The organism is Agrobacterium rosae (assembly GCF_002915175.1).
Taxonomy (GTDB): domain Bacteria; phylum Pseudomonadota; class Alphaproteobacteria; order Rhizobiales; family Rhizobiaceae; genus Agrobacterium; species Agrobacterium rosae.
Map to the genome: position 1 here is coordinate 65268 of NZ_NXEJ01000012.1, position 20287 is coordinate 85554.

At 55.4% G+C, this 20287-nt stretch carries 20 protein-coding genes; 8 read left to right on the top strand and 12 right to left on the bottom strand.

The genetic code is table 11. The annotated features are described in order from the left end of the window. Window positions 1-4: 4 nt before the first annotated feature. Both aztB and aztA read right to left on the bottom strand, forming a co-directional pair. Window positions 5-874, bottom strand: a complete 870-nt coding sequence (gene aztB / locus CPJ18_RS23060) for a zinc ABC transporter permease AztB (protein WP_103660145.1) — start codon at window positions 872-874, stop codon at window positions 5-7. A gap of 5 nt (window positions 875-879) precedes the next feature. Next, on the bottom strand, window positions 880-1683 hold the full coding sequence (gene aztA, locus CPJ18_RS23065; RefSeq protein ID WP_103660146.1) for a zinc ABC transporter ATP-binding protein AztA: 804 nt from the start codon (window positions 1681-1683) through the stop codon (window positions 880-882). Window positions 1684-1984: 301 nt separating this feature from the next. Between aztA and CPJ18_RS27285 the strand changes: the two genes are divergently transcribed. Further along, entirely contained in the window at window positions 1985-2320 is a 336-nt protein-coding gene (locus tag CPJ18_RS27285) for a hypothetical protein (protein WP_167397969.1), read from the top strand. 3 nt (window positions 2321-2323) lie between these two features. Here CPJ18_RS27285 and CPJ18_RS27290 read toward each other — a convergent pair whose 3' ends face one another. From CPJ18_RS27290 to CPJ18_RS23110, 9 genes are all read right to left on the bottom strand, one after another. Further along, entirely contained in the window at window positions 2324-2611 is a 288-nt protein-coding gene (locus CPJ18_RS27290; protein ID WP_245445470.1) for an ArsR/SmtB family transcription factor, read from the bottom strand. Between the two features lie 305 nt (window positions 2612-2916). Further along, window positions 2917-3327 carry a hypothetical protein gene (locus CPJ18_RS23075; protein ID WP_103660147.1) on the bottom strand — a complete coding sequence of 137 codons (411 nt, stop codon included), beginning with the start codon at window positions 3325-3327 and terminating at the stop codon, window positions 2917-2919. 244 nt (window positions 3328-3571) lie between these two features. Next, the gene (locus CPJ18_RS23080) at window positions 3572-3763 is read right to left on the bottom strand and encodes a CsbD family protein (RefSeq protein WP_103660148.1); all 192 of its coding nucleotides are present in this window, start codon (window positions 3761-3763) and stop codon (window positions 3572-3574) included. Window positions 3764-3822: 59 nt separating this feature from the next. After that, on the bottom strand, window positions 3823-5400 hold the full coding sequence (locus CPJ18_RS23085) for a TerC family protein (RefSeq protein ID WP_103660332.1): 1578 nt from the start codon (window positions 5398-5400) through the stop codon (window positions 3823-3825). A 154-nt stretch (window positions 5401-5554) separates the two neighbouring features. Next, window positions 5555-6133, bottom strand: coding sequence for a DUF2076 domain-containing protein (locus CPJ18_RS23090; RefSeq protein ID WP_103660149.1), 579 nt, complete (start codon window positions 6131-6133; stop codon window positions 5555-5557). A 24-nt stretch (window positions 6134-6157) separates the two neighbouring features. Next, window positions 6158-6874 carry a Bax inhibitor-1/YccA family protein gene (locus tag CPJ18_RS23095; protein WP_103660150.1) on the bottom strand — a complete coding sequence of 239 codons (717 nt, stop codon included), beginning with the start codon at window positions 6872-6874 and terminating at the stop codon, window positions 6158-6160. A 19-nt stretch (window positions 6875-6893) separates the two neighbouring features. Next, window positions 6894-7661 (bottom strand): anti-sigma factor family protein, encoded by a 768-nt coding sequence (locus CPJ18_RS23100; protein WP_103660151.1) that lies wholly within the window; start codon window positions 7659-7661, stop codon window positions 6894-6896. Continuing rightward, a complete protein-coding gene (locus CPJ18_RS23105; protein ID WP_103660152.1) occupies window positions 7654-8184 on the bottom strand; it encodes a sigma-70 family RNA polymerase sigma factor in 531 nt (176 codons plus the stop codon). The genes CPJ18_RS23100 and CPJ18_RS23105 overlap by 8 nt, the downstream gene beginning before the upstream one ends. A 187-nt stretch (window positions 8185-8371) precedes the next feature. Next, window positions 8372-9280, bottom strand: a complete 909-nt coding sequence (locus CPJ18_RS23110) for a LysR family transcriptional regulator (RefSeq protein ID WP_103660153.1) — start codon at window positions 9278-9280, stop codon at window positions 8372-8374. Between the two features lie 133 nt (window positions 9281-9413). On the opposite strand from CPJ18_RS23110, the gene CPJ18_RS23115 reads away from it, so the two are divergent. The 4 genes from CPJ18_RS23115 to CPJ18_RS23130 all read left to right on the top strand — a co-directional run bounded on the left by CPJ18_RS23115 (window position 9414) and on the right by CPJ18_RS23130 (window position 12247). Next, on the top strand, window positions 9414-9893 hold the full coding sequence (locus CPJ18_RS23115) for a carboxymuconolactone decarboxylase family protein (RefSeq protein ID WP_103660333.1): 480 nt from the start codon (window positions 9414-9416) through the stop codon (window positions 9891-9893). Window positions 9894-9961: 68 nt separating this feature from the next. After that, entirely contained in the window at window positions 9962-10714 is a 753-nt protein-coding gene (locus tag CPJ18_RS23120) for an SDR family oxidoreductase (RefSeq protein WP_103660154.1), read from the top strand. A 39-nt stretch (window positions 10715-10753) separates the two neighbouring features. Continuing rightward, on the top strand, window positions 10754-11176 hold the full coding sequence (locus CPJ18_RS23125) for a cupin domain-containing protein (RefSeq protein WP_103660155.1): 423 nt from the start codon (window positions 10754-10756) through the stop codon (window positions 11174-11176). Window positions 11177-11242: 66 nt separating this feature from the next. After that, window positions 11243-12247: a mechanosensitive ion channel family protein gene (locus CPJ18_RS23130; RefSeq protein ID WP_103660156.1), complete on the top strand. Its 1005-nt coding sequence runs from the start codon at window positions 11243-11245 to the stop codon at window positions 12245-12247. Here CPJ18_RS23130 and CPJ18_RS23135 read toward each other — a convergent pair. Next, window positions 12244-12732 carry an RrF2 family transcriptional regulator gene (locus CPJ18_RS23135; protein ID WP_103660157.1) on the bottom strand — a complete coding sequence of 163 codons (489 nt, stop codon included), beginning with the start codon at window positions 12730-12732 and terminating at the stop codon, window positions 12244-12246. The two genes, CPJ18_RS23130 and CPJ18_RS23135, sit on opposite strands and share 4 nt — an antisense overlap. 558 nt (window positions 12733-13290) lie before the next feature. On the opposite strand from CPJ18_RS23135, the gene CPJ18_RS23140 reads away from it, so the two are divergent. From CPJ18_RS23140 to CPJ18_RS23150, 3 genes are all read left to right on the top strand, one after another. Then, window positions 13291-13581 carry a transposase gene (locus CPJ18_RS23140; RefSeq protein WP_245445487.1) on the top strand — a complete coding sequence of 97 codons (291 nt, stop codon included), beginning with the start codon at window positions 13291-13293 and terminating at the stop codon, window positions 13579-13581. 157 nt (window positions 13582-13738) lie between these two features. Beyond that, complete coding sequence (locus CPJ18_RS23145) at window positions 13739-15154, top strand: FRG domain-containing protein (RefSeq protein WP_103660159.1); 1416 nt, start codon at window positions 13739-13741, stop codon at window positions 15152-15154. A 592-nt stretch (window positions 15155-15746) separates the two neighbouring features. Continuing rightward, window positions 15747-20147 (top strand): hypothetical protein, encoded by a 4401-nt coding sequence (locus CPJ18_RS23150; protein WP_103660160.1) that lies wholly within the window; start codon window positions 15747-15749, stop codon window positions 20145-20147. Window positions 20148-20287 lie beyond the last annotated feature (140 nt).

Below are 20287 nucleotides of genomic sequence, written 5' to 3' on the forward strand. Positions count from 1 at the left end.
CAGTTCAAGCGCTACGGTGAGCGGTGCGCCGCAGGCGCGACAGAAGCAGGCCGCGAGGGCTCACAATAACTGAGATAAGGTAGACAAAACCTGCCGATAACATGATCGCTGGTCCCGAGGGCAAAGATGCGTGGTAGGACAACAACAGGCCCGCGGCTGAAGAAAATAGCCCGATAGAAACCGACAGCAGACACATCGTTGCAACGCTTTGCGTCCAGAAGCGTGCGCCAGCCGCAGGCAGGATCATCAAGCCGACGGCAAGCAAGGTGCCAAGCGCCTGAAATCCTGCGACCAGATTAGTCACGACGAGACCAAGAAAGAGGAAATGGACCGGCGAGCCCAGGCGTGACACGGAGCGGAAAAACAGTGGGTCCATACATTCAGCCACCAGCGCGCGTCCAAATATCACAAGGGCGCAAAGCGTGGTCACTGACACAATCGCAATCAAGATCAACGCATCATTGTTCAACGCCAGCACCGTTCCGAACAGGACGTGCATCAGATCGACACTCGAGCCCCGCATAGAGACCATGAGGACACCAAGCGAAAGTGAAATCAGATAGAAGGCGGCCATAGAGGCGTCTTCTTTCTGGATTGTGAACCGGGCGACGGCACCTGCGCCAAGTGCAACGACAACGCCGGCAACCAAACCACCAATGGTCATGGGTATGATCTCAAGGCCGTAAAGCAAAAAGCCAGCCGCCGCGCCTGGCAGGACCGCATGCGCCATTGCGTCACCCGTCAGGCTCATGCGACGCAGCATGAGGAAGACGCCGACCGGGCAAGCGCTGAGCGATAACATGAACGCGCCAAACAGCGCCCTCTTCATGAAACCGAACTCTACGAAAGGCTGGATAAAAGTGTCATAAAACATATCGATCACAATCCACCCCGCGCAGTTTGCGCAGCGATGATGTCATGACCATGCGCCGCCTCATGAGAATGGGGACCTGACTGGCCACACCATGGGGCGTTCTCGTCCCAGGCCTCACCGAATTGGCGTGCGCGCAGGAGATTTTCCGCGGACAATGTCTGCCTCGCCTCGCCCCATGCGACCGGTCGTCTCGCCAGTAGAAGCGCCTCGGGAAAATGCTCGCGCACCAGATCAAGGTCATGCACAACGACCATGACAGTGCGGCTTTGACCCTGCCAGTGTTTGATGACACCGATCAGGTCAGAAAGCGTCCTGGCGTCGACAGCGTTGAATGGCTCATCGAGCAGGATCAAATCAGCATCTTGTACGAGGACACGAGCAAACAAGGCTCGCTGCATCTGACCGCCGGAGAGGGTATCGATCGAGCGCTTCTCGAAACCTCCAAGGCCTACGGCCATCAACGCTTGCGATACCGATCGCCTGTCTTCTGCGCAATGTCGACCCAACAGACCTCTTTTGGGCCAGAGCCCGAGAGACACTAGGTCATTCACGCAAGCGGGAAATGATCGATCCAGCTCGGAGAGCTGAGGCAGATACGCGAAGCGAGTGCCCGGTGCTATCGAGCATGCCCCACTCATGGGCCTCAGCAGGCCGACGATACCTTTCATCAGGGTTGATTTACCTGACCCATTGCCGCCAACGACGGCCACCAGGCTTCCTTTGCGCACAACGCCATTCATATGATGTACAGCAGGATGGCGATTGTAACCCAAGGTCAGATTGTCAAAGGTCAGGCATGCTTCAGTCACAACGACACTACAACTCCACTCGCAAGATGCCACTGAGTGACACAATTTTGTAATGCTATAACGTTTATGGGCAGCTTGAAGCGCGCGCAACCCCCGTCGTTCGAATATTCAAGAGATTTTTGTCATAAGATGGTACGCAGAGGCTGCGTTCGCTCTTGGCAGGCACCGTGAGGGGTTAAGCCTCAAGCCGCTTAGGAGCTGGACTGCTGGATGCAATCGACAGCAAAATGGCGTGCGTTCTCGAACGCACGCCAGACCGACATCAGGCGGCGACGACCTCGAGTGGACCGTGGTCATCGCAATGGTCGCCGTGCTGGTGATGAAGGCGCCCGTCGACCAGATAGTCGACATGGTCACCATGCGGCACGGCTTCATGGCCGCAATCCGGGCCGTGGACACGGCCATGATCGTGGCCGACATGGTCCTTGATCGGACGGCAGCCATCGGGGTTGTCACCACTCACTTCGATCACATGTTCATCGATATGATCGCCATGCGGATGATGGAGGTGTCCATCATGCAGGTAGTCAATGTGGTCGCCATGCTTGACGGCCACGTGGCCGCAGCCGGCGCCGTGTTTATGGTCGTGGTGATCATGATGTGGAAGATTGCAATTGCTCATGGTGAACTCCTCTGATGTTTAATGATGACAGGCGTGGTCGATAGCGTTCTCAACCAGCGCAAGGACATGATGATCCGCGATAGAATAGATGGCATTCTGCCCCTCCCGGCGCCGCTTCACGAGCTGCGCTGTCCGAAGAACTTTCAATCGCGCCGAAACCGTGCCGATTTTCTCCGCCTCGATGTCAGCAAGTTCGCTGACGCCGCGTTCCTTCTCGGCCAACAAAACCAATGTCCTCAGCCGCAAAGGGTCCGCGAGGGCTTTGAACATCGCAGCAGCCAGTTCCAGTTGATGTTCAGTTGCCATCAAATAATCCATCATTCTATAGGTCATTAGAATATAGAGTGGAGACGTGGCCGTCAAGCCGTCCGTTGGCGGTCACGCATTTCACTGTCCAAAGGCCTCTCGCTCCAGGACGAACCAACCACCAGCCTGTTGACCCACATGCGCCGTAAAGGGGCGGGCTAAAATCCCAGTCAGCTCCGGAACACGGCTGAAATCAAATGCATCCACAGCGATGGGATGGGTGTATTCCGGTCAGGCACCTGCGGGTGAAGAGCGGCGAGAGTGCCGGTAGTCTGGCCCCTTCGCTCAACCTTGAAACTGCAACATCATCTCGGCTGAGGCGACGGCGGTGCTGTGACGATCGCACGCCACCGATTAAGATCGTTCTTTGTATGAACAAAGGTCGCAAAACATTTCTGAGAGCTACGATCTGGCATTCGAAGGTTCGACGCTCGTGCTTCCTTTGCGAGATCTTCCGCAGCCGCCATCGCGACATGTGTCGGCAGACCGGTTGCCCGCAACGCGTTTTCGACTGCGATATGGGCTTCGTGATAACGGGCCACTCCAAGGTGACGCTGGCAGCCATACGCGACCTTCAGATGGACGAAGGAGGCCTTTGTCAGCGCCGTTACGCTTCGGTCGAATTGTTCGCCCGATGCAGCCGTCGTGGACAAGACCGAGAATGCCACGAGGCATCCGGCTCTCGTATTTTTCATCACTGCTACTTTGCGGAACATCTATTCGCTCTCCATGTGTGAAGCAAACGCTGTAGCGAGGTCATCGCGCGTGACGTCCTGCATCGCTTTATGAACCGAACTGAAAGCCGATGTCCAAGTCCTGCACCCGCGACCTAGCTGATCGTCGACTGACGGCGAATGTTAGCCATCGCTCAGGTCGTCGGATGATCCGAAAAAGCCACGACGCGGAATCAAAAAAGGCCCCGAACAAGTCCGGAGCCTTTTTGAGAATTAGACGTGAGCATTATGCACGGTCGACAACGTCTTTCACTTTTTCTTTCGCTTCGCCCTTGGCCTGCTGTGCATGACCCTTGGCTTCCTGGGCTGCGCCCTTGGCTTCCATCTCGCGGTTGTCGGTCGCGTCGCCTACGGCCTGACGAGCTTCGCCAGCAACTTCGTTGGCCTTGCCTTTAACCTTGTCCATGGTGCTACCCATTGTCGCTCTCCTTATATGAGCTGCATTGCTCGATTGATAAAACAACGGGTTAAGGCGCGTCATGGTTCCTCGGAAATTTTGTTGGCCTCGTCGACTTTGCTAATCTTGACCTTGTCGATGGTGTGTCCGTCCAACGCGATTACTTCATAGACGAGCCCTCCGAACGCCACCTTTTCACCGACAGTGGGCATGTGTCCAAGTCTCCAAAGGATTAGGCCTGCGAGCGTGGAATAGCGATCCGTATCGTCCACCAAATCGATGTCCAGAAGCTTCGAGACGTGGCGGATGTCGATCCAGCCATCGACCAAAAGCGAGCCGTCCTCGCCCCGCTCGACCGCCAACTGATCTTCGTCGTCATCGGCAAAATCACCTGCGATGGCTTCCAACAGATCGGTCGGTGTGACCATACCCTCCACCGAGCCGAACTCGTCGAGCACCATCGCCACCTGCAGGGGCGATTTGCGAAGCTGCTCAAGCAATCTGAGCGCGTTGATGCTTTCATGGACGACAAGCGGCTGGCGAAGCGATTTGGTGAAATCGAACTTGCCGTGTTCGATAAAGTCGCGAAGAAGGTCCTTCGTCAGTGCCACCCCGAGAAATTCGTCGAGACTGCTACGGGCAACCGGGAACCGGGAATGGCCCATCTCTATCACCTTGCGGCGAAGCTCTTCGTCACTGTCGTCTATATCAAGCCAGTCGATGTCCAGTCGCGGTGTCATAACCGACTTGGCCGGGCGGTCGGCCAGCGTCAGAACGCTTTCGATCATTTCATGTTCAACCGTGGTGAACAACTCGCCTTCGGTCGCACGCTCGGCGATGAGGTCTGCCGTCTCACCGAGCTGCGGCTCTCCACGACGACGGCCGAGCAATGACAGGACTGCGTTGGCCGTCCGCTCTCTCATGTCGCCAGTCGTGACGAACCGTTCGCGGTTGCGACGTCCGACCTGGTTGAATGCTTCGATCAGGACCGAGAAGCCGATGGCTGCGTAGAGGTAGCCCTTTGGAATATGGAAACCCAGGCCTTCGACAATCAGCGAGAAGCCAATCATCATCAGGAAGCCCAGGCACAGGATGACGACGGTCGGATGTTTCGACACGAAAGCCATCAACGGTTTGGAGGCTGCCATCATGACACCCATGGCGACAATGACACCGATCATCATGACCGAAAGGTGCTGGACCATGCCGACGGCGGTGATGACGCTGTCGAGGGAGAAGACCGCGTCGAGAACCACGATTTGCACGAGAACCTGCCAGAAGATGGCATGTTCGACGGGACCATCCTTGCGCTCGGTGTGCCCTTCGAGACGCTCGTGCAGTTCCATGGTTCCCTTAAACAGCAGGAACACACCGCCGAAGATCAGAATGAGGTCACGGCCTGAGATTTCGACGCCTAGAACGGTGAACAAAGGCGCGGTCAGCGTGACGATCCAGGCAATGGAAGCCAGTAGGATGAGCCGCATGCCGAGTGCGAGACCGAGACCGATCAAGCGGGCTTTTTCACGTTGATGTTCGGGAAGCTTGTCTGCGAGAATGGCAATGAAGACGAGGTTGTCAATCCCCAGCACGATTTCGAGGACGATCAGGGTGGCAAGACCCGCCCAGGCGGCTGGGTCGGACATCCATTCAAATATCATCATTGTCAAAAGCCGACCGTTTCAGGCGGCATTTCCTTCTACTGGAAAAATCCAAGAACACCGCCAGGAGCGGCGGAGCGTTATATGTTGGAAGAGCGCAGAAATGGTGACGACCGCCTTCGTCGGGGCGGTCGTCAATGCTAGAGTTCGAAGACTAGAATTCTATTTCGTCCATGCCGAGATCACCGCCGTCATCGACATCCTCAGCGGGAGGTTCTGCCGGAGCTTCAGGTGCAGGCGTTGCCGCCTGTGCTTCATCCGCACCGAACATGCCCATGATGGCATTGCCGAGCATCATGCCACCCGCAACGCCGACCGCTGTCTGGGCGGCTCCAGCCAGAAATCCGCCACCGCCGCCACGCTGCTGCGTAGGCTGCGAGCCAGATCGTTGACCCCACGGAGAAGGACGGTCTTCAGATGAACCGCCAGCAGTTCTGTCTGGCGCGGCGTTGCTACCGAACATCGAAGAAAACATGCCGCCGCGCTGTGGCTGGACAGGTTCTGGGCTTTGGACGTTCTGAGCTTCCAGTTCGGCAATGCGCTGCTGCGCCTTCTCCAAAGCCTGTTCCTGAACGACGATGGTCTGCGCCATGTAGTAGGGAGCGCCAGGCTGGGAGGTAATCCGATCCCGGATAAAGCGCTCGGCGTCTCCGTCCCGGTGGGGCACCTGGCTTTCGACCTTTGCCAGCTTGCCAAAAAGGTTCTCGATAGCCTGTTGATCGTTTCTATCCATCTCATGCACTCCTATGTAGCGAAATTACTCTTCACGATCTCCGGTGAAGTTCAGCAGAAGCTGGAAGATATTGATGAAGTTCAGGTAGAGCGAGAGAGCACCGAAGACCGCCATTTTCTGCTGTGATTCGTGATCGGCATGTTCGCCGTACTGCTCCTTGATATTCTGCGTGTCGTAAGCTGTCAGGCCCACGAACACGATGATACCGATGAGCGAGATCGCAAACTGCAGGGCGCTGGAGCCAAGAAAGATATTCACGACCGACGCGATCACGACACCAATCAGACCCATCATCAGGAATGACCCGAACTTGGAAAGATCACGTTTCGTCACGTAACCGTAGAGGCTGGTGGCTCCGAACATCGTGGCGGTGATGAAGAATGTCCGGGCGATGCTAGCGCCCGTGAACACCAGGAACACCGATGCCAGTGACAGGCCCATGACGGCACAGAACGCCCAGAAGGTCATCTGTGCAGCGGACGCCGACATGGTCTGCATCTTGAATGTGAAAAAGAAGACGAATGCCAGTGGTGCGAGCATCACGACCCATTTCAAGGAAGTCGAGAAGATCGGCACGTAGAGCGCTGGCGTGCTGCCGACGATGAGTGCAACAAGGCCGGTAACCACAAGGCCAAGACCCATGTAGTTGTAGATGCGCAGCATGTGCTGGCGCAGGCCCTCATCGAAGGCTGCTCCGGATTGGAGTGTAGTTGCGCCGTAACGCCGTTCGTTGTTGTACATGAAAGCTCCTGTGTCAGTTTTAGAAGTACGATTTCGTGAGAAGTTCGGCTTCGTCCGCCAGCCCCGTATCCGGAGCACTTGCAACAAGCGCGTAGGCGATCTCGCCGATCTGCCAATACGCAGCCTCGGAATTGGCGATATTGACGTTGACGACCGGCTTGACGGTGAATGTTCCCGGTCGAACTGCAAACAGGGACATCCGCGTCCCCTCCTGCGTCACGATGCTCATCTCGACACTGGGGCCGAAGTCAGAGGGAAATACCTGCACATCAACGACTTCCCAGTCGTCTGGTAGCTTCGGCATGGTGATAGCCGTCGCTGACCGGATGTCTTCCGCGTCGAAGTGTTTGACTTCCGGCTGTGAGGGCATAGCTGCGCGGATGAGCGTCGTCTGATGCGCCTTGATCGCCTGTTCGACGAAGGCAGGCGGATGGACAGATGCGACGACATCCGTGGCGGCGAAGGGACCGATGATGGAATTGGCGATCCATCCCGTGGTCACCAGAATACCGATGGCCGCAACGCGCTGAAGATTCGACCACATGCGCTTGCGTGAGAGTGCATTGGACAGACGATGAGCGGCATCCTTGAGGGGTCGCGATGGTTGTTCGTCGCCTTGAAGAGCCAGTCGCAACGCGCCTCGCGTCGCAAGGTCGGCCATAACCCTTGCCGCTGCGGAAGGATCGTTGGCCAGATGTTTTTCGACACGCACGCGACCTGCAGGGTCGAGCTGGTTGTCAACGTAGGCGTCGAGATCGAATTCTGGTACGGGGTCGTGCTCATTCATGGCCGCCTCCTACGATTTTGAGATGACTGCGGGGCTGGTTCGGAATCTCGCCGGACCGCAACGCAGCGCGCGCACGCGAGACCCGTGACATCAACGTGCCGATGGGAATGCCAAGCGTGTCGGCAGCTTCTTGGTAAGACAGGTCTTCGACGGCCACGAGATGCAAGGCTTCGCGCTGTTTGTCCGGTAGGCGCATGAACGCGTCCTTTACTTGTGACAGGTACGCGCTCTGTTCTTGGGGTGCCGGATAGGACAACCCAGCTTCTGCCGACACCACATCGTCCCTGCGCTGACGTGCAGACGAGGTTCGGTAGCGATCAATATGCGTGTTGTGCAGGATGGACAGGAGCCAGTGGCGCAGGTTGCCACCGCTTTTGAAGGAGCCTTGACGTTCGTATGCTTTGACAAGCGCGTCCTGAACGAGGTCGTCAGCATCGTTGGAGTTACGCACGAGGGAACGAGCATAGCGCCTCAGGCTCGATAGCTGTCCAATAACGTCAAACGGTTGGTTCTTCGGGTCCATGATTTAGTATACGGAATTCAAGGCGCATTTATTCCGAACACAATGAAGAAAATAACATGTCGCAGTTTGATAAGTCCGCTTAAGGTCAAACGCAGACACTCCTGAATTACGCTCTTGAACCACTATGAACCGACGACTCAGCAATTTGGGTACTCGGTGACTGGTCTAAGCCAGATAAGGCTGTCCGTTAGCAGGCCGCGCCAGTCATTAATGCGTCCTCCCTGACTGCGTCGGCAAGAAAATCGAGAACCGTGCGGACCCGCATGGGAAGATTTCGACGTGAAGCATAGACTGCGGTGATCGGCAGCCGTGCCGGCGGCAGACAAGGCAGAACGTTGATGAGCCTCCCTGATGCGATGTCTTCGGCAACGAGAATGTGAGATAGGATGGCCAGCCCTCCTCCCGCGATGGTCGCTCTATAGACAGCAGTCGGATTGTTGAAAACCATCCGCGGACTAATCGCTGCCCGCACCTGGTCGGCACCATCGGCAAATATCCATGCGCGCGTTTCACCGCCGCGGCTGTAGCAAATGCAGTCGTGCTCTGCGATCTCGCTTGGGTCACGAGGTTGGCCTCGCTCTGCGACATAGCCGGGCGACGCAACAAGATAGGCCGTCGTCCAGCCAAGCCGGCGACAGATCAAGCTGCTGTCGGAAACGTCACCGAGACGAACTTCGATGTCTATTCCCTCGCCGACAAGATCCGACGGGTCCTCGCGAAACACGATTTCGACCGTCAGGCGCGGATGGAGTTTCAAAAGCGCCGGCAGGCGCTCGCTGACATGCAATCCGAGCGGGGCCGGGAGGCTGATCCTTACGCGGCCGGACGCCGTCACGCTTTCAGCTACCGTTGCATCACCCAGCGCCTCCATGGCGTCGATAACCTTGCGGGCCATCGGGATCATCTGCTCGCCTTCCACTGTCAGAGACAAACCGTTGGTGCTCCGATGCAGCAACCGGGTGCTGTAATGCGCCTCCAGCGATGAAATTTGCCGGGACACCGCAGGCTGAGTCAAACTGAGGTCCAGCGCTGCGCTTGAAAACGACCCAGTCTCAGCAACCCTCAGGAAGGTTCGCAAGGCAGCAACCACATCCATCCGTCATCCCCCTCATACTTCCCCGCATAAAGCTTATGCGAGCAGCTTAGAGCGGTTTTGGTTGCGTGTCCATCTATTACGGATATTGTATATCCATAAGGATATTTTGCATCCTTAATAGATGGAGATCTTCATGACACAGCGCCTGAACTATGCAGCCCAGTCCCCGGAGTTTTTCAAGAAGTTGTCGGACCTCAGCCTGTCGCTGAAGGACAGCGTCATCGAGCAGTCGATCCGCGATCTTGTGAACATCCGGGCCTCCCAGCTCAACGGTTGCGGCTTCTGCCTCGACATGCATGTCAAGGAAGCCAAGATCCACGGCGAGAGCGAGCTTCGCCTTTATCACGTCGCGATCTGGCGGGAATCGAACCTGTTCGCTCCGCGCGAGCGCGCCGCCCTCGCCTGGACCGAAGCGGTCACCAGACTGGCTGAAGGCGGCATTCCGGACGAGCTTTACGAGCGCGTTCGCGGTCAGCTGTCAGAGAAGGAAGTTTCAGATCTGACCTTCTCGATCATGACCATCAACGCGTGGAACCGTGTCAGCATCGCCTTCAAGGCCGTGCCCGGTTCGGCGGACAAGCTTTACGGCCTGGAGAAAGCCGGCCTCAGCTGAGGCCTTTTTCCACAACAGCAGCCATTTCCAAGTCCATTCGGCACTCATCACCTCAAGGGAAAACAGTTATGAAAATTGTCATCATCGGTGGAACCGGACTTATCGGATCCAAAACGACCGAGCGCCTTCGCGCCAGAGGCCATGAGGTGATTGCCGCCTCTCCGAACACCGGCGTCAACACCATCACCGGCGAAGGCCTTGCAAAAGCACTTCAAGGCACCGAGGTCGTACTCGACCTTGCGAACTCGCCATCCTTCGAGGACAAGGCGGTCATGGAGTTTTTCGAAGCCTCCGGCAGGAATCTGCTGGCAGCGGAAAAGGCAGCAGGCGTCAAACATCATGTCGCGCTTTCCGTCGTTGGGACGGAGCGCTTGCAGGAGAGCGGGTATTTCCGGGCAAAGCTCGTCCAGGAAAAGCTGATCAGGGAAAGCGGCATTCCCTACACGATCGTCCACTCCACGCAGTTCATGGAATTCGTTGGCGGTATCGCTCAATCGAGTATTGTCGGGGACAAGGTGCACCTTTCACCGGCCTTTGTTCAGCCGATCGCCTCTGATGACGTCGCCGACGCGATGGCGGACGTTGCGCTTGCTACGCCAGCCGCCGGAATTGTCGAGATCGCTGGTCCGGATCGCTTCCGCCTCAACGAGTTCGTCGCCCGTTATCTGCAATTGACAGGAGACAGCCGCGAGGTTGTCGCCGATCCAGAAGCGAAATATTTCGGGGCGCGTCTCGATGACGGATCCCTTGTCTCCGAAACCAATCCCCGGCTTGGCAAAATCGGCTTCGATCAATGGTTTGCAACGGCGCCGCGAAAGTAGCCCGCCCAAAGCTCCGCTCATTTGAACAGGAACAATACTATGATCAGACCCTGCCTTGCGGCCTTCGCCGCATTCTTTCTCATAACCAGTACGTCCGGTGCTCACGACACCTCAGGCGGCTCCGCCTCGAAGGTGACACTCGTCTATCAACACGAACTGCCGAATGTGCCCGGCAAGAGCATGAAGGGCGTACTCGTCGAATACGGTCCGGGTGGCTTCTCCGATGCCCATACCCATCCGGATTCGGCTTTCATCTATGCGACCGTGCTTGAAGGCTCCGTCCTTAGCCAGGTTAATGATGGGCCTGTAGAAGAATACAAAGCCGGCGAGAGTTTTTCGGAATATCCAGGCGACCAGCACGGCGTCAGCAAGAACGGGAGCGACACGAAGCCCGCCAAACTTCTTGCCGTCTTCGTGGTCGATACCACCCAGACGGAACTGACCTATCCGATAAAGAAGTGAAATCAGTCAGGGACCGGGTACTAGAGCAGCCCAGGTCCTTCTTCTTTTCAAGGCAAGGGACCCGCAATGGCTTACAATTCGCTGATGCCGGCCTTTCTGGCCGTCGATCTCCTCGGCGTGCTCGGGATTCTCGTATGGCATTTACAGGGGCAGCAGAGACCGACGGCCCGACTGATCGTCCAGATCCTGTTTTTCGCCGCCATGACGACAGCGTTGATTGTGAGCGGCATCCCGCCACACCGCGTAATCCCCGGAGAAACCGATGGGTTCGCGCTCTACATGGGCACTGCGTCCCGCGTCCTGTGGTGGGTTCATCTTGCCTGGGCGACCATTGGCTTCATCCGCCTTTACATCGTCCTTGATCGCCGCCCGCAGGAAGCGCGGCTGATCCAGGATCTGATCGTTGCCGGTGTCTATCTCGGCGTTACGCTGTCGATTGTCGGTTTTGTATTCGGTGCCCCAATCGGCACCCTGGTTGCCACATCCGGTGTCGTGGCAATCATTTTGGGCCTGGCGTTGCAGAACACGCTTGGTGATCTGTTTTCGGGCATCGCACTGACGCTCGGGCGGCCTTTTTCGATCGGAGACTGGATTCAGCTGGCCGATGGCACCGAAGGACGTGTCGTTCAGAACAACTGGCGATCGACGCAGGTTCTGACATCAGCAAACAATCTCGTTGTGCTTCCCAACAGCACGCTTGCCAAAGTCGGCCTGACCAACCTTACAAAACCTGACGAGAGCCATCTCGTTATCCTGCCGATCCGTATCACCTCCGACAGCCGACCAGCCGAGGTCGAGGCAATCCTTAAGTCCGCCTTGCAGACGTGTCAGTGCATCGTCCAGTCACCGGCTCCGGTTGTTGCACTTAAGGGTATCGACGCGATCGCAATTGATGTGGAGCTTCAGTTTCGGGTCACGGCCCCGGCAGCCCGGACGCCGGCGCGCAACGAGGTTATCGATACGGTCCATCAGCGCTGTGCAACTCACGGCCTGTCACTAGCGATGCCCGCACAAAGTTATCTTGGGATCGTAGGGAATTCGCCGCTGAATAAGGCATCGGGTCGAGCTTAGCCGGCACGCTTCAGAACCCACTCAAAGGTCCCGGACCAGATTTCTGGGGTGATTTCCTGTTGCAGGATCGTGCCAAGATCCGCGAACGTCACCTTTCGAAGGGAGGAACGCCACGCTTCGTCGGCTTCCCACATGATGCGGGCAATCGCGCAAGGTCCACTCTCGCAATGGCCTTTCGGACGGCAGGGATTATTGGCCCGGATGTTTTGGCAAACAAAGGTTCGACCGCTACCCTCGACAGCTTCAACGACATCGAGGAAGGTCAGTTCATTCGCGGCCTTGGCGAGACGGTATCCGCCGGATGGCCCAAGCGTGGTGTGGACAAGGCCGGCCTGTGACAAGCTCTGCAGCGCTTTCGACAGATATTCCTTCGGAAGCCCATGCAGCTCAGCGAGCGCTTTAGTTGAAAGATATCGGCCTTCGGGAAGGCCCGAGAGAATGGCGCAACAATGTAACGCCCATTCGACTTGGCTCTTGAGGATCATGCGAGTGCTCGGCAACGAATTAAGGATAAATCATATCCCTATTTCATGCCGCTGTAAATGCGAACACTTGCTTTGTTTACCCCGCCTTGAAAGGATCCGAACCGACGACCCGGTCGTTCAGTTGTCATATTCGCGGCGAATATGCCTTTTGAATCATGAGTTTGCTCTGGTGACTGGCCGAGATGGGGCCGCCTGGCCTGATAGGTTTCGGCCACCATTACGCTAAATCGGACATTAGCACTTGCTCGGCAAGACGAAGCCACGGCCAAGAGCCTCCATTTATGCTGGGTGCTACAAAGGTTCGCCCCCGGCACTGTGAAGCCAATCGTCGATGACATAGCAAGTAACCGGCAAGCTGACCCCATGTGGCGTAGTTAGAGCTTGCGGCTGTATTGCAGATAGACGATTCACGAACTGTGAGCTTCTATGTCTGCGTCTAGCTCTGGAACCAGAAACTTTCATATGATCGAGGCTGTCCCTGAGCGCTTGGAAGGCGCTCCGAGGCAGTTGCGCCGACGTTGGTCGGATGAATTCACAGAACGTGCTGTTGCAGAGGCGATGGAAACGGGTGCCAGTGTTTCAGCGATCGCACATCGCATTGGAATTCATCCATCGCAGCTATTTGGCTGGCGTCGCGATGCTCGAGAGCGACAGCGCTCCGCGTCGTCCGGAGCCGCTGTTTGCACGCAAGCCGGTTCTGGCGGCTCAATTTCGGTGATTGATGTTGTCATCGGCGATGTTGTTATCCGGGCCGGACCCGATGATTGTCAATCAGCACCGAACATTCCATGCTTAAACACAATCAATGTGCATAGAAAGACGCGCTTACTCTTGAGGGCGAGGCGCTAACGCAAATATCTCTGGCCGAAGTGAGGAGCGGCGTAGAGTGTCAATTCGCCTGGAGCCGGGATCGCCCTCTAGAACACGGTCGCTCGTGATGACCCTTGTTACACAATCTTAAATAGAAACTGCTATTCCACTACTTGAAGCAGTCAGGGGGAACAGAATGCTTAATCTAATAATTCGCGCAAATTTCGAAGACTATAGAAAGTCTGCAGGAGAGATCGGAAGTTCATCGTTCGAAATTGCACGGTTTTTGGAATATACCGAAAAATCAATTGAAGCAGAGTATTTGCCAGTGACGGACGAGACGCTGTCGCGATTGCGAGACTTTCCAACTGTATTTATGAGCGAAATGCAGTCACTCGAGGATGATGACCTAACCTACTACGTTGACTGTAGGCTTGGGAGAATCAAGAATGTAAGCGTTAAAAATCGCGACATTCGGTTTGATTTTGAGATCACGCATGTGTTTAATCGGATGGAATTTGTCAGGAAAGGCCGTAGTGAGTTCGAGAAACGGCTAGGATTAGGCAGTGGGGAACTTTACAGGACCCATTGGGCCTTGAAGACTATATCGCTACAGGAATTTTTAAACGGCGCCGGCCTGTCCGTTCCAGAGGACGCACTTGACGAAACGATCACGATTAATGCTGTAGCTCCCATGGCAACGGCCCATGTCGATGTCGGCTTAGCGCCGATCTCGACCTCCATGATGGTCGGGCAAGATATTCCGGAGGTAAACTCCATCAGCGATTTTCTTCGCGAAATAGGAGAGATCAATTCGTCGCCGGACGTGTCAGTCTTATATCGAGGCCACTATCGGAACGACTATTCGCTCACGCCGACGCTTTTTCGCAAACATCCAAATGGCACTTGGAAATGGCTCACAAAAGAAGACGTGATTGTGCGTGAATTGATGAGCGCACAAGCAAGGGAGTTTGCCAACGATCGGTCGATGCTTGATCACCTAGTACGAATGCAGCACTATGGACTCCCGACTCGGCTCTTGGACCTCACCTCAAATCCACTTATCGCTCTTTATTTCAGTTGCGCGGACCCGAAGGCAAAGGACGACGACAAGAACAAGCCCGGGCAGGTAATTATCCTGACGACAAAAGCAAAAGAGGTAAAGTATTTCGACTCCGACAAGATAAGCTTGATTTCATGCGTTACGCTTTTGACGAATGATCAGAAAAATAACATCGACAAGAAAATGTCTGTTGATGATTTTAAGGAGGAGGAAAGCTGCAAACGACTTCTCGATTTTGTGCGGAGAGAGAAACCTCATTTTCAGGACAAGATTGACCCGAGCGACCTTTCTGAAATCCTCTTCGTGCGCGGTCGAAGTACGCATGAGCGTATCGCGTCTCAGGCGGGAGCATTCTTGGTATTTGGAATAAACGCCGAGCTACCAGAAACCGGAATAAGCGGCCTTGATATCCACCGGATCAACGTGGTGAATAAAGCCGGTATCTTGGAGGAACTGGCGAAACTCAATATTAAAGCCAGTACTGTCTATCCTGGCCTCGAGAGGGCAGCTGAGGACATTAAAGCATCGTATATGGTGGCGGAAACGTAGGTCCTGCGGCTAATCATCCACATTGGATCATAATTAGGCGGAAGCCTTTAACGCTACTTCCGCCCGCAACCTGCTAACTTTTGCACACTGGTTTACACCGGAGGTTCCCTTACCGATCATTGGTAAGGCTTCCGATGCGCCAAGTTGGCGCCCATTTTTTGGACCGACAACGGAGGTCTAGGCCGTGAGGTATTAACATTGCGTGGCCATCAAAATCGGGTGCGCTAAGCTTACGAGTGCTTATGACGACTATATATAATCAGGCACCTTTCGTTTTAGGAAGAGCCCTGTATTTGGAGAAAGTATTTTGGATACTACGGGCAATGATCGCGAGTCAAATCTAGGCGACTCTGTCTCGCACAATTTTAAGTCGGTTGCACCCGGGGGGCCGGCAGCTATCAACGGGTTCCTCTACCAGTTCCTCGCTAATCTTGCTCACATTTCGCGTGCGACGCTCAGCCCCAGTTCCGACGAAGATAGCTCTACTGTTGTGATTACACTGGAGCCTGGCGCTGGAGATGCATCCGTACTCGACGGCGACCACCTTTTGATAGAACAATATAAGACCCGATCAGCAGGACGGACTTGGAGTTTGAAGGACGTTATTTCGGAGGTTTTGCCTGACCTACTGAAGGCCGTGCCAGATTTGAGCGATGACAGCCAAGCATCTTTTCGTTTTGTGACCGACGGCCGCAAAGGTGCTCGATACGACGAGCTGTTCCGCGTCATCGAGAAGCTGGCCGCCGAGGCCGAAACCAGCGTGCCCGGGGCCAGCCTTGACACCAAAGTGATACGCTCTTTCTTCAATGCGCCCACTGATCCGAGCACCGCAGATCCGTTGGACTATCCGAGCACCGATCTCGCATTCTTCGACCACATTTGCAGCAAGCTTGCTGGCGAGACGGACAAGAATACCGAGGAGCATCGCAAAAAAGTAAGGCGGTTACTTTCCGGTTTTTCGGTTAAAATGGAGGCTACCGACGATGCCTACATTGCGGAAATCGATGCGCTTCTTGAGGTCGTCGTTGACTACCGCGAAAATATTGCAGCTAAGCGTCGTGAGCTTTACGGCATATTGCTCGACAAGTCTGCCGTCGGCAATATCGAGATCACGCCTGAAGAGCTACTTTCAGAGGCGGGCCTCGTCTCCAAGCCCATCCGTGATCGGTCTAAGCTCGCGCGCGCCTTGTTTTCGGCTATGAGCGTCGCAATGACGTCCTTGGGCTACTGCCGCAAAGACGACGTGCGTCCGCTCTTGGAGCTTGGCGAAAAAACCGTAACGCTGTTCTCCGGCGGTAGCGGCAGCGGGAAAACGTGGGCTCTGTGTTCCGCTGCTGAGGCCGCCATGCGCGCGGGCTTGCCCAGCGTTATTGTACGATCCAAAGGCGATGCAGACAAGACGCTTAAGTCGGCCGCGAACAGGCTCTGGATCGATGGAATGGGCTACGACGAGGATGTTTCCCTGAAGGTGGTTCACGCGCGAGTGCAGAAGTCCGTCATTGGAGACTCAGTAGAAGACCAATCGTCCAACCTGCCACTGGCGATCATTTTCGTCGATAATGTTCAGACGGTGGAGGAGGCGCGCGAACTTTCACTCGAAATAATGGAGCATGGGAGATTTCGTCTCGTCATGTCGGTTCCAGAAAATGTGGGAGCGGCAGTTTCCAGCCAAATCGGGAGTGAACATTCGAAGGTGCGCTCCATTGGCGACTTCTCGTTCGTTCAGCTTCGCGAGTTTCTGCGATTGCGAGACCGTCCGTTCAATGACTTGCCTGATGATCTGAGAAAACTGCTTTGCAAGCCGGTCCTCGCTCGCGTTTACGCTCAGTTCGAGGTCTCAGAGACGTTTACGCCCCAGAACGAATACGAAATTTTCGAGAACTACTACGACCAGGTTTGGAAGCTGAGAGGTCTGGTGGACCACCCAGACGATGAGGCCATGGTCGTCGAACTCCTGTCCGCAACCATTGATGGAAAGTGCGAATATCCCTGGGATGCAGCCACCCGCACGAAGCTCGGCATCAATAGCGACATGCGCATACGGCTAGAGCGCGCGGGGATCATCGCAGGGACGGATGGTGCAGACGCTGAAATCTGGCACGACCGCGTGCTGAACTGGATGGTGGCCGTGACACTCAGGCGGCTGCGTCGCAAGAGCAAGATCGATGCCAAGCATCTATGTGACATCATCGAAGCAATGTATGAGAGCAAGCATACCATAGGCGGCAGGTCGTTGGGTTACGTGGCCATGGACTATCTTTGGCTGGCTTTGGCCTCGCCCACTGCAGCCGATCTGTCAGATTGCACCATGCTCATGCGTCGTCTGGAGGGCAATCCTGTCCAACACGCGCACATGCAGGGGATTTATCTACTTCTCGTCCCAACTCTTGGAGCAAGAGCCGCCAAGCCGTTGGAACAGCGTTTACGAGAGATGGGAAAAGCAAACGCGCCGCTATGGCAAGTTAAGATCGTCATGAAAGCACTTGTCGAGTCTCTAAAAGTCGCCCGCGAGGATGCCATCGACGTGTCGGGACAGCTACTGAAGGAAGATAGTCCAATCTTGCAAGATGCTGGCGTAGCTCTCGCTCAATCGGTCCCATCACCTGTACTTTTGGACCGGCTATGGACAGTCTATTGCGACCGCCATCGATGGCTCCAAAACAAGGAAGTTCAAAACGAGCCCGACCGCGATTACCCGGATCTCAACAGTCGAGAAGATGCCATGCGTGCGCTCCGTCGATGCGGGGATCTGTCCCCGTCATGGCTAGACGCTCGATTGAAGCACGCGGTGTCTCGTGGAGATCCGTTGGACGGTCTGGCATATATGTTGGTTGGCATAAGGCCAGAAGCTGGCTCACCGATCTGGTCTTTACACAAGGCGATGTTGATCGAACATATGCCGAAGCAAAGAATGAGAAGCCTTGCCTATGCAGTGAGGCGGTTCCGTGATCAGGCCGAAATTCCAGCACTCAAGGACTGGCTGGCTATAGAAGAGGACTGGATGCAGCAGGCGGCATTCGCAGCTCTATGCGAGCTTGATCCCGATCAGGCGCTCGCCGTGATGACGGCAGGGATCAAGCAAGGAAAAGGGACCACTTCATGGTGGGCACGTCCACTGCTCTTCAAAAAACCTGACCAATTCCGGAACGCGCTCTTGCAAATACTTGCGGACGACGGCGAAGTGTCAAGAACCGCCCAGAGTGCTTTTCGTGGCGTCGAAGACGAAATCGATGACCCGCTGTGGAACCATTGGCTGGGTGAACTGACAATTAAAGTCCGTGGGATCATCGAGGGCGAGCGTTATCGTCATCCGAATGACTTTTATTCACCATTTTCCTTTGTGCTAAGCGTTACACGACATGACCATCTTCTGGCCCTGCAAAGCAAGGCGGGGACACCCTTTGAAGAGGACGTTTATGCGATAGCGCTTGGCAGACTGTCTCTTCTGGAGGACATCAAAGGACATGATGACGTAACAACGGATGCTGTTGAACTGCTGCGGCGCATTAGTGGCAAACGATACGAGGACCTCGTGCTTGCTGCGCTTTGCCATCCCGACAGCGCCGCACGGTGGATCGGGCTCTCTCAAGCTGCCGCACATCCGTCAGAAGCTGTTACGGCGGCCGTAAGACGCGTTGCGAGCGAAGCGGTCGCCGGATCGTCAAACGGCACCAGCGAGGATGAATGGATCCTAGCCGTGGAGATCCTTGACTATCGCGGCGACTATGACGGTATCGATGTTGCTGCGATAAAGTCGGGTCGGCAGATACCCTTTTGGCTGGCTGCGTCCCGCTCACAAACAGCAGTTGCGATATCTATCCCGCAGCCGGGCGTCCTTTCAGATCCTATCTCAGCGGCAATAGCACTCAGGCAGTTAATTTCTTCGGGAAGCGCAGAAGCGTTCGATTTCATAACTGCAAATCTAAAAGATATCGACCCAGTGTTGCCGGTGGCAGATCTTGTCGCTGCAAGCTTGTCTCGCAGGGGAGAACAGTCAGCCGAATTCGTGCACTTTCTGGCCTCAATGTTGGCGTGCGGCAAAAGCAACTGCAAAGCTGCCGTCAATGCTCTGCTAGTCGTAAACACGCCTGTTGCGATTGAGACGATACTGTCTCATTTCAGGCACGAGGCGAATGTCGCCGAGGATCTGGAATTCACGTGGGATGTATTTCTTATACTCTTGCGAACGGACAAACATCATGAGGTGTCGGCAAGACTTCGTGATTGGATCGGACAGAACCGTTTGCCACACAGCTTCGCTTACCTTGAATTTCTCCCGGAGATTGGCACCGAGCGGGCACATGATATGCTCCTGGACTATGCCCTAACTCCTTTGCCCTACCGGCCCGACCGAAGAGCAGCAGCGTTGAAGGGCCTGTGGAAGCTTGACCGCGAGGCAGCATTGGAGGCAGCGTCGATCGCTTTGACTGAAGGTACTCCTCGCTGGCGGCGCGAAATTGTTGAGCTGATCATCACACTTGATCCAGAAATAGGAACTGAACGTCTTTGCACGCACATGAAGGTCGAAAAGAGCAATGTGGTTCGAGCTGCCATTGCACGCGCGTTGCGGCGAGCGCCGAAGGATAAGCTAGTCGACATTGTGGAAACAATGTTTTCAAGCACCGACGTATCCGATCGTGTCGCCGCCTGCGAGATCGCAGGATTTGGGGGACCGGACTTTTTACTGCTTCACGTCCATAAAATTCTCGATGATGAAATCGAAGACAGTATCCGCAAGGCCGCTTTTGCCGCCCTTTGGCGAAAGCGCGCCGAGAAGCACACGCTCGATCTACTGGCCGCAGTGAGAGAGGCGCCCGCACCACAGAGAAGGTCTTTGTTTACAGCGCTTCTGCGCAGGATCGATCCTTTTTTATCTGAAACTCCCGGTGACCAACTTTGCCTTAAGCAGCTGTCTCTTGAAAAATGGGAGGGTTTCGCCGCACAACGCTCCCTGAACAGCCGCCGCAATGCGGAACGAGAGGAAATGCGTTGACGCATAGTGGGTAATTGCAGGTAAAAGATGAGGAAATCTAAATCTTACACTAAAAAGAACGGAGCAACGACTTACGCGGCAAGCCGAAGCTCACCGTCTCCTTAATCGTGGTTCCCCGCCCTACGCCCGTGATAGGTTTC